This window comes from Siphonobacter curvatus, from assembly GCF_002943425.1.
Classification (GTDB): Bacteria; Bacteroidota; Bacteroidia; order Cytophagales; family Spirosomataceae; genus Siphonobacter; species Siphonobacter curvatus.
Genome location: NZ_PTRA01000001.1, coordinates 2858934 through 2873571, shown reverse-complemented (window position 1 = coordinate 2873571; position 14638 = coordinate 2858934). Strand labels below are relative to the sequence as shown.

11 protein-coding genes are annotated in these 14638 nt (G+C 48.0%); 8 read left to right on the top strand and 3 right to left on the bottom strand.

The window, feature by feature from the left end; all coding sequences use genetic code 11:
* The first annotated feature begins 170 nt into the window (after positions 1–170).
* From C5O19_RS12065 to C5O19_RS12030, 8 genes are all read left to right on the top strand, one after another.
* Complete coding sequence (locus C5O19_RS12065; protein ID WP_207766402.1) at positions 171–3062, top strand: SusC/RagA family TonB-linked outer membrane protein; 2892 nt, start codon at positions 171–173, stop codon at positions 3060–3062.
* Between the two features lie 11 nt (positions 3063–3073).
* Positions 3074–4699: a RagB/SusD family nutrient uptake outer membrane protein gene (locus C5O19_RS12060; RefSeq protein ID WP_104712463.1), complete on the top strand. Its 1626-nt coding sequence runs from the start codon at positions 3074–3076 to the stop codon at positions 4697–4699.
* Between the two features lie 289 nt (positions 4700–4988).
* Positions 4989–6026 (top strand): agmatine deiminase family protein, encoded by a 1038-nt coding sequence (locus tag C5O19_RS12055; protein ID WP_104712460.1) that lies wholly within the window; start codon positions 4989–4991, stop codon positions 6024–6026.
* 50 nt (positions 6027–6076) lie between these two features.
* On the top strand, positions 6077–6415 hold the full coding sequence (locus C5O19_RS12050; RefSeq protein ID WP_104712458.1) for a n-acetylglutamate synthase: 339 nt from the start codon (positions 6077–6079) through the stop codon (positions 6413–6415).
* 3 nt (positions 6416–6418) lie between these two features.
* Positions 6419–7084 (top strand): hypothetical protein, encoded by a 666-nt coding sequence (locus C5O19_RS12045; protein WP_104712456.1) that lies wholly within the window; start codon positions 6419–6421, stop codon positions 7082–7084.
* A 127-nt stretch (positions 7085–7211) separates the two neighbouring features.
* Positions 7212–9488 carry a peptidylprolyl isomerase gene (locus C5O19_RS12040; RefSeq protein ID WP_165796008.1) on the top strand — a complete coding sequence of 759 codons (2277 nt, stop codon included), beginning with the start codon at positions 7212–7214 and terminating at the stop codon, positions 9486–9488.
* 28 nt (positions 9489–9516) lie between these two features.
* Positions 9517–10866 (top strand): peptidylprolyl isomerase, encoded by a 1350-nt coding sequence (locus tag C5O19_RS12035; protein ID WP_104712452.1) that lies wholly within the window; start codon positions 9517–9519, stop codon positions 10864–10866.
* A gap of 135 nt (positions 10867–11001) precedes the next feature.
* Positions 11002–11964: an AAA family ATPase gene (locus tag C5O19_RS12030; RefSeq protein WP_104712449.1), complete on the top strand. Its 963-nt coding sequence runs from the start codon at positions 11002–11004 to the stop codon at positions 11962–11964.
* 75 nt (positions 11965–12039) lie between these two features.
* On the opposite strand, the gene C5O19_RS12025 is transcribed toward C5O19_RS12030, so the two are convergent.
* The 3 genes from C5O19_RS12025 to truA all read right to left on the bottom strand — a co-directional run bounded on the left by C5O19_RS12025 (position 12040) and on the right by truA (position 14601).
* Entirely contained in the window at positions 12040–13065 is a 1026-nt protein-coding gene (locus tag C5O19_RS12025) for an NYN domain-containing protein (protein ID WP_104712447.1), read from the bottom strand.
* A gap of 172 nt (positions 13066–13237) precedes the next feature.
* Positions 13238–13837, bottom strand: a complete 600-nt coding sequence (locus C5O19_RS12020) for a nucleotidyltransferase family protein (RefSeq protein ID WP_104712445.1) — start codon at positions 13835–13837, stop codon at positions 13238–13240.
* Positions 13837–14601, bottom strand: a complete 765-nt coding sequence (gene truA / locus C5O19_RS12015) for a tRNA pseudouridine(38-40) synthase TruA (protein ID WP_317046486.1) — start codon at positions 14599–14601, stop codon at positions 13837–13839. The genes C5O19_RS12020 and truA overlap by 1 nt, the downstream gene beginning before the upstream one ends.
* Positions 14602–14638 lie beyond the last annotated feature (37 nt).

Sequence of the window (14638 nt, the reverse complement as noted above, 5' to 3'; positions counted from 1 at the left end):
TTTACTAACTAAGTGTATATATGACACAATTGCTTCTACTTGAAACGATGCGAGAAAAAGTCCTTCATTTTTGGTCTTACCTGTTTTTTAAACGCCGTATAAAAACGGTTCGGCCCTTGGTAATTCTATTAGGCCTATGTACCGCTCTACCCGCGTTCGCTCAAACAACAGTGCGAGGAAAAATTACGGATGACGCCGGCACTGCTCTGGTCGGAGCGAGTGTGGTCATCAAAGGGACTTCGCAGGGAGAACTCACGAATAAAAACGGCGAATATTCTATCACGATTCCTTCTGGTAGCACCGATCCTATGCTCAGTATTTCGTTCATTGGGTACATGCGTCGAGAAATTCCGATTGGTAATCAGACGACCATCAATGTCACCTTGGAGACCGACAACGCGATGCTTTCGGAAGTCGTAGTGGTTGGCTACGGTACGCAAAGGGCTGGAGATATTACCAGCTCGGTCGCTTCCGTGAAGGCGGAAAATTTCGTGAAGGGTCCGGTCCGGGATGCCGGGCAACTTTTGCAGGGAAAAGTAGCAGGTTTGACAATTGGTACGCCCAGCGGTAACCCAACGTCTGGCTCGCAGATTGTACTACGAGGCAATACGACCCTGTTTGGAGCCAATACCGATCCGCTGATTATTATTGATGGGGTACCGGGAAATCTGAATACCGTAGCTCCGGAAGACATCGAGTCCATTGATGTCCTGAAAGATGGATCGGCCGCGGCTATTTACGGCGTTCGCGGCACAAATGGGGTAGTGATCATCACCACGAAACGACCGAAAGCGGCCGAAACCAACGTGGTCGAGTACAGTGGCAACGTGAGCATCCAGTCCGTGGCCCGCAAGCTTGATTTGTTGACAGCTCAGGACTATCGCAGTCAGATTGCAGCGGGCACCCGGGATGCCTCCTGGGATTTGGGAGGAGATACGGACTGGCTTCGGGAAATCTCCCGAACGCCCGTTACGAACATTCATAACCTGACCTTCCGGGGGGGCAGCAGTACAACCAATTACATTGCCTCCGTCAACTATCGGTACCTCGAAGGGATTTTTAAAAAATCGGATAACCGGACGTTCACGGGGCGAATCGACGTCAACCACAGCATGTTTAACAAAAAGCTGGTGCTGAATCTAAGTCTGTTAAGCCAGCTGAACCGCTTCACGCAAACGGCCGACGGTGGAACCTTCAATGGGTATACCTATCGGCAGGCTGTCATCCGCAACCCAACGTCTCCGGTGTACGACTCGAATGGAAACTGGTTTGAGCAGCCCGGTAACTTCAATTACGAAAACCCACTAGCCCGTTTATACGAAACCGACGGCCTGACCCGCAATGCGGATGCCCGGTTAATTGCCAACATTACGTACAATCCCATCAAGGATTTACGGTTGAATGCTTTAGTTTCTTACAGTCGGAATAACAACAATGCGGGCTATGCGGAAACGAAACGACACATCTCAACCGTCCGGGATAATCGCAATGGATACGCCGCCATTGGAAGCTCGCTCAACATCACCCGATTACTCGAAACAACTGCCGAATACTCGAAGCAAATCGGTCTAAACCGCTTCACGTTGCTGGGTGGCTATGGGTATCAGGAAAATGAGTTTGAAAGCAGTTTTATGCAAAACTTCAATTTCCCGACGGACATATTCAGCTACCACAACATGGCTCTGGGCAAAGCTCTGGCCGAAGGAAAAGCAAACATGGGTTCGAGTAAAAACGTAACCAACCTGATCAGTTTCTTTTCCCGGTTATCGTATAGTTACGATGATCGCTATTTATTGATGGCGAGTGTGCGGCACGAAGGGGCGAGTCAGTTGTACGGAGCCAAACGTCCCTGGGGAACTTTCCTGGCGGGTTCCGTAGGCTGGCGGATTACGAACGAGGCCTTCATGAAAAACCAGACGATTTTCGATGATCTGAAGCTTCGGGCCGGGTACGGCGTGACGGGTAACCCGCCTTCATCCTCGTTTTTAAGTCAAGCCTTGCTAGGGTACGGTGGGTTCATTTACTCAAATGGCGAATGGGTCCGGTCACTGGGGCCGGTCACCAACCCTAACCCGAATCTTCGCTGGGAAGAAAAACATGAGACAAACATTGGATTAGACTTCTCGCTCAAGAAAGGCCGCATTAGCGGACAGGTGGATTATTACGTACGGCGAATCAAAGGCTTGCTTTACGACTACCAGGTGCCCAGTCCGCCCAATCTGTTTACATCTACGCGAGCGAACGTAGGAGTTATGGAAAACAAGGGACTGGAAGTACTGGTCAATTTTGTGCCCGTAAAAAACAAGGATTTCGAGTGGACGACTACGTTTCTGTTTTCCACCAACGGTAACAAACTGGTCAGCTTGTCCAACGACCTGTACCAAACGACCAACGATTATTTCACCACTGGCGGGACCGGCGAACCGATTCAGACATTCACGAACATTGTCTTCATCGGTAAAGGAATTGGTGATTTCTACGGCTTCAAAGTCGTGGACATCGACGAAAGCGGGAAGTGGATTTACGAAAACAAAAACGGTGAGCGGGTAGGCTACAACGACTTTGGCCATTCGTTCGAAGACAAACGGGTACTGGGCAATGGTCTGCCGAAATACTACGGTGGCTGGAATAACAACCTGCGGTACAAAAACTTCGATTTATCAGTTACGATGCGGGGAGCCTTTGCTTACCAGATTCTGAATTTCCAACGGATGTACCTGGAAAATCCAACGATCGTCAACTACAACCGATTGAAATCATCGACTGAAAAAGTGTACGGAAAAGCAGTCCTGACGGCTCCGCTCGAATACAACAGCTACTACATCGAAAACGGGGATTTCTGGAAGATTGACAACATTACCGCGGGCTATAATTTCAATCCCAAGATTAAAAACATCCAGCGAGCCCGTGTATTTCTTTCTACGCTGAATACGCTCACCATTACGGGTTACAAGGGAATTGATCCCGAAGTAAACCGGAGCGGATTAAGCCCTGGCAACGACGACCGCGATAAATATCCGACGACCCGGACGCTCACCGCTGGTATCAATTTAACATTCTAAACCTGAATTTCATGAAAAAGATATTCATACCTAAACTGCTGGCTTCTTTGTTCGTCATCGGAACGCTTCCGGGGTGTACAGACCTAAAGGACGAAGCCTACACCACCATTATTGCCAGTAAATTCAATCCTACCCAAAATGACATCGCGGCCATCACCGGAGCGGCGTATTCAAACTGGCGGTTTGTTATGCTCGACTGGGACGGTTACTGGCGGGCTCAGGAATTGAGTGCCGATCAGGAAGTCATACCGGGAAGGCCTAATGGCTGGGTTGATGGAGGCGTCTACCGCCGGATCCATGAACACAAATGGACGTCAGAAGAAGGCATTGTCAGAAACACCTGGACCCGGACGTATGCGGGCATCACGAACTGCAATCGGATCATTTATCAGATTGAATCAAACCTGATTCCGGTAGGCGAAAGCAAAAATGCCGTCTTAGCCGAATTGAAAGTGTTGCGGGCATCTTATTACTACATCCTGCTGGATATGTTTGGCAACGTACCCCTGGTGACGCAGTTCGATTTACCGGAAGGATTCTTACCGAAACAAAGCACCCGGAAGGAAATATACGACTTTGTGGTGAAGGAAATTGAGTCAAACATTGCCCTATTAAGTACGAAAAACGACGTTTCCACGTACGGCAAATTCAACCAGTGGGCTGCTTATACGCTGCTGGCCAAAGTGTACCTGAACGCGGAAGTGTATGCCGGTACGCCCCAATGGCAAAAAGCAGCCGACGCGGCCGACAAGGTGATCGCTTCCGGGTTATTTACTCTGGAGAGCAACCAGAAAAATGTATTTCTTACCGAAAACCAAAATTCCAAAGAGATTGTCTGGGCCTTTCCGCTGGATGAAAAATACACCAACAACTGGAATGCTTTTGATCTGCACATGCAAAGCCTCTCGCCCGAAAATCAGGCGACGTATAATCTGAGAAGTGCACCCTGGGGTGGCATGAGTGCCATTCCCCAATTCATTAGCTCCTTCGACAAAGATGATGTGCGGATGAAACAGAACTGGATCCAGGGACCGCAGTATTCTTCGAGTGGCGTACCCTTGATCTGTACAATGGGGGCCTTTAAGGATAAGCCCCTCAACTACATCAACGAGGTGCCCAGTATTGCCGGAGCCGAATCCGTACACGGCTACAGGTTGGGTAAATTTGAAATCAAGCTGGGTGCCGAGGTGCAGCTCAGTAATGATTTTCCCATCTTTCGTTACGCGGACGTACTCTTTATTAAAGCCGAAAGCCTGCTTCGGTTAGGCCGGGCCGACGAGGCGGCTACCCTGGTGACGCAGGTCAGAAAACGGGCCTTCCCCAGTAATCCGGACAAGGCAGTGGTGACGGGAGCCCAACTGCGGGGCGGAAGTACGTATGCTTACGGAAGAAGGGACACGGCCCAGAGTACGCAGGAAGGCGGCGATGATATAACCTATGGCCGTTTTCTGGACGAACTGGGGTGGGAGTTTGACCAGGAAGGTCGCCGCCGGCAGGATCTGATTCGGTTTGGCGTGTTCGCTAAAAAATCCTGGTTGTCCCACAGTGCTACCAACGACCTCAGGAAAAACCTTTTCCCCATTCCGGTGGTGGAAATGAACAAAAATTCCAATCTGCAACAAAATCCAGGTTACTAAAACGAATTCTGTAAAAGACGTGTTCGTAGCAAAGAGGAGCTATCCGCGAGGGTAGTTCCTCTTTCTAACTAAAGGCTTTTCCTGGAGCATTGATCCGGAAAAGAACGAGGACCGGATGGATTAGGGGCCCTAGGAAGAGTAGCGTCTCCGTTTGCGAATGAATCAGGTAGAAGGCGTTTGGTCAAAATTAGCAGCCAACCGAAGATTGTCCATTCGCCTGAAAAGCTCGAAGAAAGCGTATCTTTGCGGCCTCATTCCGAACGTCATCGTCGGTAATTTTTGTACTTGAATGACACCTAAAGAACAAGGTTTTTTCTTTCCTGCCGAGTGGCACCCGCACCGGGCTACCTGGCTTACGTTTCCGCATAATGACCATTCCTGGCAGGGCGACAAACTCGCCCGTATGCGTCCGCAGTACATCCAATTCATTAAGGCTATCGCACAGGGTGAAAAAGTTTGTATTAACGCCAATAGTGAAGCCCTTAAAACGCAGATTATCGGTTGGTTAATCGAGGCTGGCGTTGATCTTAACCAGATTGAATTTTTGATTAATCCTACGAACGACGCCTGGTGCCGCGACCACGGTCCGGCATTTCTGATTAACCCCGAAACCAAACAACGCCAGATTGTAAACTGGGGCTATAACGCTTGGGGAGGCAAATATCCGCCGTATTCGGATGATGATGCACTGCCCGTTAAAATTGCTACCTATCTGGATTTGCCTTACGTATCACCGGGCGTCATCATGGAAGGTGGATCGGTTGAATTTAACGGAGCGGGAACGGTATTAACGTCTAAATCCTGCTTACTAAACCCGAACCGAAACCCCCATTTATCGCAGGGGCAGATCGAAAAATACCTGTGCGATTATTACGGAATGAATCAGGTGTTATGGGTGGAAGACGGCATCGTTGGGGATGATACGGACGGTCACATTGATGATACCACTCGTTTCGTAAACGAAGATACGGTTGTAGCTTGCGTAGAAACGGATCAGAATGATGAGAACTTTGAAGTGTTGAATACCAATCTTCAAATGCTCAAAGAAATGCGATTGCTGAATGGCAAGCAGCTGAATATCATCGAACTGCCCATGCCTAAACCGGTGTACATCAATGATTTCCGTACGCCGGGCAGTTACGCCAATTTCCTGATTTGTAACGCGGGCGTCATTGTGCCGGTATTCGACAATCCCAATGACCAGCGGGCGATTGATATTCTGGAGCAGGCATTTCCCGACCGTAAAGTCATTCCTTTGTTGGCCAATGAAATCATTTGGGGGCAGGGAAGTTTCCACTGCCTGAGCCAGCAGGAACCCTTAATCTAACGCTTCATCGCTGTCCGTCGCGTCAGACGGACAGCGTTTCTAACTATCGCATGATTGATTACAATAATCGGCAGTTTCGTACTGTGACTAATACCGAAAATGGCGAAGTTAGTGGCGAAACCCGTTTTCAGTACCATCAGGAAGAAAACCTGATTTGGGCTGAGTATGCCGGAGGATCGGTGCGTAAGGGTTCCATTATTGGAACGGTGGACGCCCAGGGCCATATTGACATGGTCTACCAACACCTCAATACGACGGGTGAACTGCGTACGGGTCGCTGTCATTCCATACCGGAAATTCAGGAAAATGGGAAGATTCGGCTGCACGAAACCTGGCAATGGACTTCCGGCGATGCCTCTTCCGGTACTTCGATTATTGAAGAATGCTAACCCATGCGACCATCTTTTTTACAAGTACTAGTATTACTGCTGGTACTGAGTGCCTGTACGAGCCAAAAGCGGCATTTCGCTCCTGTATCTGTAGCCTTTCAGCCAACGGAACTAAAAGCCCTGACTATTCAGGAAAAAATTACCCGGGCGGACGAAGTCATGCTGGCGTATTCACTAAGCGTATTGGATGAAAACAATCAGCTGACGGCTACGCAAAATGGCGTGTGGGGGGTACAACGCGTCAAAAAAGACGATCAGTTTACCAACTTTCAGGGATTGTCCCTGTCAGTACCCCCGAAGAGTAAAGTCGTAGCAACAGTGGTACTGATGGAAATTGACGATTACAGTCGGGCCCAGAAATTCGTAGGAGAAATCCGGAAGTATACGGGAGTGGCTGGTGCCGTCGCGGGCTTTTTTCAGGTGACAGAATTAACCAACCCAGTCGGCTATTTTCTGCTTTCGTTACAGGCTGCCGGACTGGTACTCAACCAGTCTCGCTGGATCGATCCGGATGATTTGCTTGGAGCTGATACGAAAACCTATACCTACGAGGAGTTACAGAAAGGACTGCCCGTAACGATTACCCCTTTAAAATTTAGTAACCACAGTCGTCTGGATAGTTACGAGTATCAGCTCCAGACCCGTTGGTCCATACAAAAGACTCGTTGAATGGTATCATGTTCCGGCCAAAGCCCGCTACTGTCAGAACTAGGTAGCACGCGGGAGTTTCCCTATCTTTGGACAATAATTCGGGACGAAAAACAGTTAGGCTCGGATGAACCCCAATTGCTCAGATATGTATAAATCACTTCGGTGGATCGCTTTCTTGTCTTGCTTTCTGGATTTTACTGCGTACGCTCAACAATCCACTGACCCGGTATTGATGACCATCGGTCCCAAAAAAGTGACGGTGAGCGAGTTCATGTATCATTACAAGAAAAACCCCGTCGGGGCCGATAGCCTCAATGAAAACGCCAGCCTACGGGAGTATCTGCCTTTGTTTATCAACTATAAACTGAAAGTACTGGCCGGCGAAAGCCTGGGCCTGGATACGACCGAGGCGTTCAGGGAAGAATTGGCTGGATACCGCAAAGTATCGGCCCAGTCGTTTATTACGGATAAAAACGTGACGGAAGCTCTGGTTAAAGAGGCTTACGAACGAATGAAAGAGGAAATCAATGCCTCGCATATTCTGTTAGAAGTGGCTTCAAATGCTTCCCCTGACGATACCCTACGCGTGTACAACCAGGCTATAAGCATTCGGGAACGCATCCTGAAAGGAGAGTCGTTTGAAGAACTGGCTAAACAGTTTTCGAAAGATCCTTATGCTGCCCGAAACGGGGGAACGCTGGGCTGGTTCACGGGATTACAAATGGTGTATCCTTTCGAAACGGCGGCGTATCAAACCAAGAAAGGCGACATTTCCATGCCCGTACGGACCAAGTTCGGTTATCACCTCATCCGGGTCAATGACCGACGGACTAGTCAGGGAAATGTACAGGTAGCCCATCTGTTCGTACGCGTTGATCCTAATGCAACGGACGCTGAAAAAATGACGGCCAAAACGAAAATTGAAGAAGCGTACGGTGAACTGCAACGTGGCGTGCCGTTTGAAGCCGTAGTCAAGCAGTTTTCGGAAGATGCCAGTACCAAAAGTGCGGGCGGGGTAATGCAGCCGTTCGGAACGGGAAAGATGCTCCCTCCCTTTGAAGAAGCAGCGTTTGCTCTGAAAAAGGAAAATGCGTATTCCGCTCCGTTTCAAACGCAGTACGGCTGGCATATCCTCAAGTTAGTGAAACGGATTCCTTTGCTCGATTACGCGGAAGTAGGAGGGTACCTGCGGACGAAAGTACAGTCGGATGATCGCTCGAACGTAAGCAAATCGGCCGTACTTCGCCGGGTGAAGCAGGAAAATAAATACGAAGAAAATAAAACGGCCATGGCGGCGGCTCTTGAAAAAGCCAACCCCCTGCTGAAAGACGGCAAATGGCAAGCTCCCGCCGATGCGAATCTCAATGGGCAGCTGCTGTTCCGCATTGGTTCCCAAGTGTATCGGGTGAGCGACTTTTACAATTACGTCCAACAAAATCAGCGTCCACAGGCTGGGGCTTCGCCCCAAAGCCTCATGCAGAGCTTACTGAACGCCTTCATTGAGGAGAAGAATCTGGAGTACGAAGAGCAGCACCTAGAAGCAAAGAATGAAGATTTCAGGGATTTGATTCAGGAGTACCATGACGGTATGTTGTTGTTCCAGATGCTCGATGAAAAAGTCCAGGGTCGATCACTAACCGATACGACGGGTCAACGGCAATTTTACGAGCAGAATCGTAATAAATATCAGTTACCTCCGCGTGTCAAAGCAACCGTACTGGATGCAGCTTCACGGCCCATTCTGGACCTGGCATTGAAATCACTGGCAAAAAAACCGTATGCTCTCAGCCGAAAAGTAACGGATCTGACGTTTCCTAAAGGACAAACCAAATTAACGGAAGGACAACGCGAGCAACTTTTTGACTTAATTGTCATCTTAACGAAGAACTACGACTATCAGGTGGAAATCAGCGGTCACGCCGATGCCTCTGAAGCGGATTCCTGCTCGGCGGGACGTTTACGAAGCGTAGTAAATGAATTAGTGAAACGCGGGAATATTTCGGCAACGCGGATTGTTGAAGTAGACGAAAGCAAGTTCAAACCCGTTTCCACGACAAATCGTGATAAAAACCGTCGGGTGTCATTCGCTCTCTTTACCAATGCTCCCGTTGACGTAGTACGGCAGTTTAACACGCAGAAAGCCGATAACCTGATCTATCAGGAAGGCTTTTTCCAGAAAGGCGAAAACAAATTTGTTGATGCCGTAAGCTGGAAAGTAGGCAAGCAAACCGTAGAAAAAAGCGGTCGGGTAGTGCAGATTGATATTCAGGCCGTAGACAACGCCCGTACGAAAACGTTGAACGAAGCCCGGGGGCAAGTTATCAACGATTATCAGGTCTATCTGGAAAAAGACTGGGTGGAGTCGCTGAAAAAGCAATTCCCCGTGCAGGTGAATGAAAATGAATTGAAAAAGTTAAAATAGTTGATTGGGTTGTTTTAAAAATCTGGAAATGAAGAAAATTCTTGGGTTGCTGATCGTGTTTTTACCGGTGCTAGGCTTTGCTCAGGCGTCCAAAGGTAAAGTCATCGACGGCGTGATTAGTAAGGTAGATAATCACTATATTCTGCGATCGGACCTGGATCAAATGTACCATCAGTATCAGGCCGAGAACCCTAAAAATGCTCCGACTCGCTGTCAATGTTTGAATAGCCTGATTATTAATAAAGTAATGCTGGCAAAAGCCGAGATTGACTCCGTAACGGTGGAAGATCGGCAGGTAGATGGTGAACTCGAAGGTCGGATGGATCAAATGATTCAGATGTACGGCTCGGAGAGAAACATCGTTGAACAGTTCGGCAAAAGCCTGGATCAGTTGAAAGCTGAGCTTCGTTCGGACGTAAGAAATAACTTACTGGTGCAGGAAATGCAGCGTAAAATCACGAGTGACGTGAAAATTACGCCGAGCGAAGTACGGAAGTTTTTCAACTCGATTCCTAAAGACAGCTTACCCTATTTCCCTTCAGAAGTACAGGTAGGACACATCATTCGTCTGGCGAAGGTTACAAAAGAAGAACGCGATGTACTACGCGAGCGACTGCTGGATTACAAGAAGCGGGCGTTGGCTGGTGAAGATTTTGCCAAACTGGCGACCACGTATTCAGAAGACGTAGGAAGTGCTCAAAACGGAGGTTTGTATGCAAACGTCAAACGCGGTACGATGGTACCCGAATTCGAAGGAGCGGTGTACCGCTTGAAACCCGGTGAAATGTCCGATCCCATTGATTCCGAATATGGTATTCACCTGATTAAACTGGAAGATATTAAAGGTGAAGTCTATACGGCCCGCCACATTCTGTTACGTCCGGATTATAACCGTCTGGATATTAATGAGCCGACGCGTTTCCTGGATTCCATTCGTACGCAGTTAGTAGATGGCAAGCTGGATTTTGAAAAAGCAGCCAAGGAATATTCAGAGGATAAAGCTACGTCTGACGTAGGCGGCTGGATTCAGGACCCCGAAACGCGTGCTCCACGCTTGGCTCTGGATGCCAGTATGGACCCCAGTCTGTACTTTACTCTCGATTCAATGCAAGTAGGTACGTATTCAACCGTAATGCCTTACCGCACTAACGATGGGAAAACGGGTGTTCGGGTCATTTATTACAAAACGAAATTCCCACCGCATTACGCCAATCTGGAGGAAGATTATCAGAAACTCCAGAAAATTGCCCTGAGTCGTAAACGAAACAATGCCGTTGAAAAATGGTTTAAGAAGACGAAAGGTGAGGTATTTATTCAGGTACGTGACGAAGATTTGAAGGAAGAATGCAACGACGTAATCGCTGCCTTTAGTAATTAAAAGAGCTTTTGAAGTATTGAAGGGGTTTGACACCGCTGAAAGTTTTTGGATAAATGATCAAAAAACGATTCAGCTTGTGTCAAACCCTTTCTTATTTTAGTGATTCTATTTGGTCTAAACCCTATTTAACTACGTATGGCGTATTCTTCCGATGTCGAAGGAGTAAAGGCTCTCAATGAGGCGTATCGAAAATTACATGCTGAAATTACTAAGGTAGTAATCGGGCAGGATGAAGTCGTACGTTTACTGTTGACCGCTATTTTTTGTCAGGGGCACTGTTTGCTGGTCGGCGTACCGGGTCTGGCTAAAACCCTGCTCATCCAGACGATGGCCGGTGCTCTGGATTTGAGTTTTAACCGAATTCAGTTTACGCCGGATTTGATGCCTTCGGATATTACGGGTTCAGAAACGCTGGATAACGACCGGAATTTCCGTTTCATCAAAGGCCCTATTTTCTCCAACATCATTCTGGCGGATGAAATTAACCGTACGCCGCCTAAAACGCAGTCAGCCCTGCTGGAGTCCATGCAGGAATATGCGGTGACCATCGCGGGACAGAAGTACTCGCTGAGCCGTCCGTTTTTCGTGCTGGCAACCCAAAACCCCATCGAACAAGAGGGTACATATCCGCTACCGGAAGCCCAGCTCGACCGGTTTATGTTCATGATTCAACTGACGTATCCGAAATTTGAGTCGGAGCTGGCTATTGTGAAAGCAACTACTACGGATAACCGTTACGAAGTAAAACAACAGGTCACGGGCGAAGAAATTCAGTACTTTCAGCACTTGGTACGCCGTGTCCCCATTGCTGATAACGTCGTGGAATATGCGGTTCGACTGGTACATAAAACGCGTCCGCAAACGGAACTGGCCTCACGGGAAGCCAATGAGTTTCTGGAATGGGGAGCGGGTCCAAGAGCTTCGCAGAATCTCATTCTGGCGGCTAAATGTAATGCTTTGTTTAACGGAAAGTTTTCTCCGGATATTGAAGATGTACAAGCCGTAGCTTTGCCCATTTTACGGCACCGGATTGTACGAAACTTTAAAGCCGAAGCGGAAGGTGTAACCGTGGAAGATCTGGTTCGTAAAATGATTTAATCCTTCGTATATAAATGAGAAAAGCGGACTCCCTAGGGTCCGCTTTTCTCATTTATAATGAAAGCTACGAATGCGTTAAAACTCGAGTTTTAAAGAATCCTGTTCGGTTTCCGTAACGCTTTCGGTTGTTTCCGTTACTTCGGTACCTTCTTCATCCCAAAGCAAGCGTACATTCTTGGCAATGTAATCGCCCCGGTCATTCAGTGACAATACAAATTCTACTTCGTCCCCTTCCTGTAATTCATTGAAATCCGTATCCACTAAACTAGTATAATGGAAGAACAGGTTATTGGGTGGATACTTAATGAATCCGTAGCCGTTTTTAAGGGAATAAATCGTACTCGTCATTAGCTCTCCCGTGTGTTCGGCCAAGGTAGGATTAGGGCCTACCGCAGCATCGGCTGCCGGACGCTCAGCCCGGGGAGTCGTTTGTGGCGGTGAAGGAGGTACGACGAAGAGACCATTAATAAGAGGATCATTGCGGCGTACGCGATCTTCAATGATATTCTGCATGTCAGCGTAGTAAGACACTTCCTCCAGCAGATCCTGTGACGTCCGAGTAACCATTTTCTGGCCATCTTCCGTCGTATATTCAAAGTCCCAGCTCAGTACCATCACCCGCGTACCGATTGTGTTCAGTTTACGAACCAGCGGTACAAAATCACCATCTGAAGCAATGAGAACAATAATGTCAAATTTTTTATACAGAGCCATTTCGTAAGCTTCCAGTGCCAGCCATACGTCAATTCCTTTTTCGTGGCGGTTGTTAAACGTGTTACGAATAGGCAGGTAATGGGTAGTGACACCTTCAGCCATGAGCAGATCATCGAAAACCCGGTCATAAAACAGCATGTGTCCCCGTTGGCTGGCTTCCTGAGCATTCAAACGACCGCGGAAATAGTGAGCATCTACAATCTGGCAGGAACGTGTATCGGAATTCAATTCATCGGCAACCTGATTTCTGATAAAACTATGTAAACCTGATACGCTTATACGACTTTTACGGGAATGAAAATAATTATAATAATTACTTACGTGTAAGAAATAATTGCCGTCATAAAATACGCCAATTCGAGTAAAAGATAACTGGTCGTTAGCCATTTGATAGAGTATGTTTTATCGTTATTATAGGTAAATAGAAATAGTGCTTTTTACTTAGGTAAGTTCGACTTTGGGTGGGCTAGATATATTTTATCGACTTATTAGGGTGGGTAAATTCTATCGGAACAAACCTAGAAATGTGGCGGTCAATTATTTCTATTTAATCACAAATTTAAGCATTAAAAGCACTTTTTGCAAACCGCTTCCAGTCTTCCTCCGTATCAATATCGACAGAACCTAAAGGAAAGACTACTTTCTTTAGATGGCTAGCATATTTTTTAGCCAGGGGCTTGGCTCCACGATCGCCTTCTAAGGTTAGCAACTCCGAAAAATGATCCGAACCAAACAACATGGGTACGCCCCAATCCGAGCCGTAATCTGACACGACAATACTGTCAGCTTTACCGGAATATAAATTCAGGATTTCCTCTAGTACTGACGTAGTTAAATGGGGCTGATCCGTGAGTAGAAAAAGCAAAGCATCCGCTTGCTGCTCTATTGCGTACGCCGTAGCCACTCGTACGGATGCCGCCATGCCTTCCGACCAGTCCATATTGTACAGAACGGTTACGGGCAGGTCGGCTACCGTGGCGGCCACTTGTTCAGCGTAGGCTCCTGTGATGATGCAAACCGACGTTTCACTAGCGTGGACCCGCAGGGCGGTTTGCGTTACGCGGCAAAGTAACGTTTGCTCATCCCATTCGATGAGTTGCTTTGGCCGACCCAGACGACTGGAACGGCCCGCTGCTAAAATGGCCAGTTGTACCTTCATTACAGATCAATAGCGTCCGTTGGCGGGTCGAACGCGTGAGCAGGGTAGGTGACCTCGACTAAAAAAAGCCCATCCGGCGGTACGGCACGGCCGGCTTTTTTTCGGTCTTTCGCCAGAATAATTTGTTCAAAATCAGTAACCGTAATGCGTCCGCGTCCTACATCCATCAGTGTTCCCACTAGGGCCCTGACCATACCGCGTAAGAAACGGTCTGCCCGTACGTGAAAAATGAGTTCGTGTCCCCGTTCTTCCCAGCGAGCTTCCGTAATGGCACAGCGGAAGGTTTTCACCTGCGTATTAACCAAGCTGAAGCTCTGAAAATCACTGTATGTTAGGAGGTATTCAGCCGCCTGATTCATAGCCAATACGTCGAGCGGAAAACTAAACGGATAAACCATCGAAGGACGGAAAGGGTTTTTGATTCTTGATATTCGGTATTCGTACTTTCGGGAAGTAGCCGTAAAGCGGGCATGCACGTCTGAACGAATCGGAAAAATACGGTATACGACGATACCCGGGGGCAACATACGGTTCGCTTTGAAAGCCACAAAATCCAAATCGTCAGCAATAGGAGTAGGCCATTCGAAGTGAGCGTACTGCTGCTGGGCGTGAACGCCCGTATCGGTACGTCCGGATCCAACCAGGGCGACGGGATTTTTTAGAAGTACGGAAAGGGATTTTTCCAGGGCTTCCTGGATAGAAACCGCATTGGGTTGTTTTTGCCAGCCGTTGAAAGCCGCACCATTGTACGCAAATGAAATCATATACCGCATCCAACAAAGGTACGGTGCGAAGCGGCCT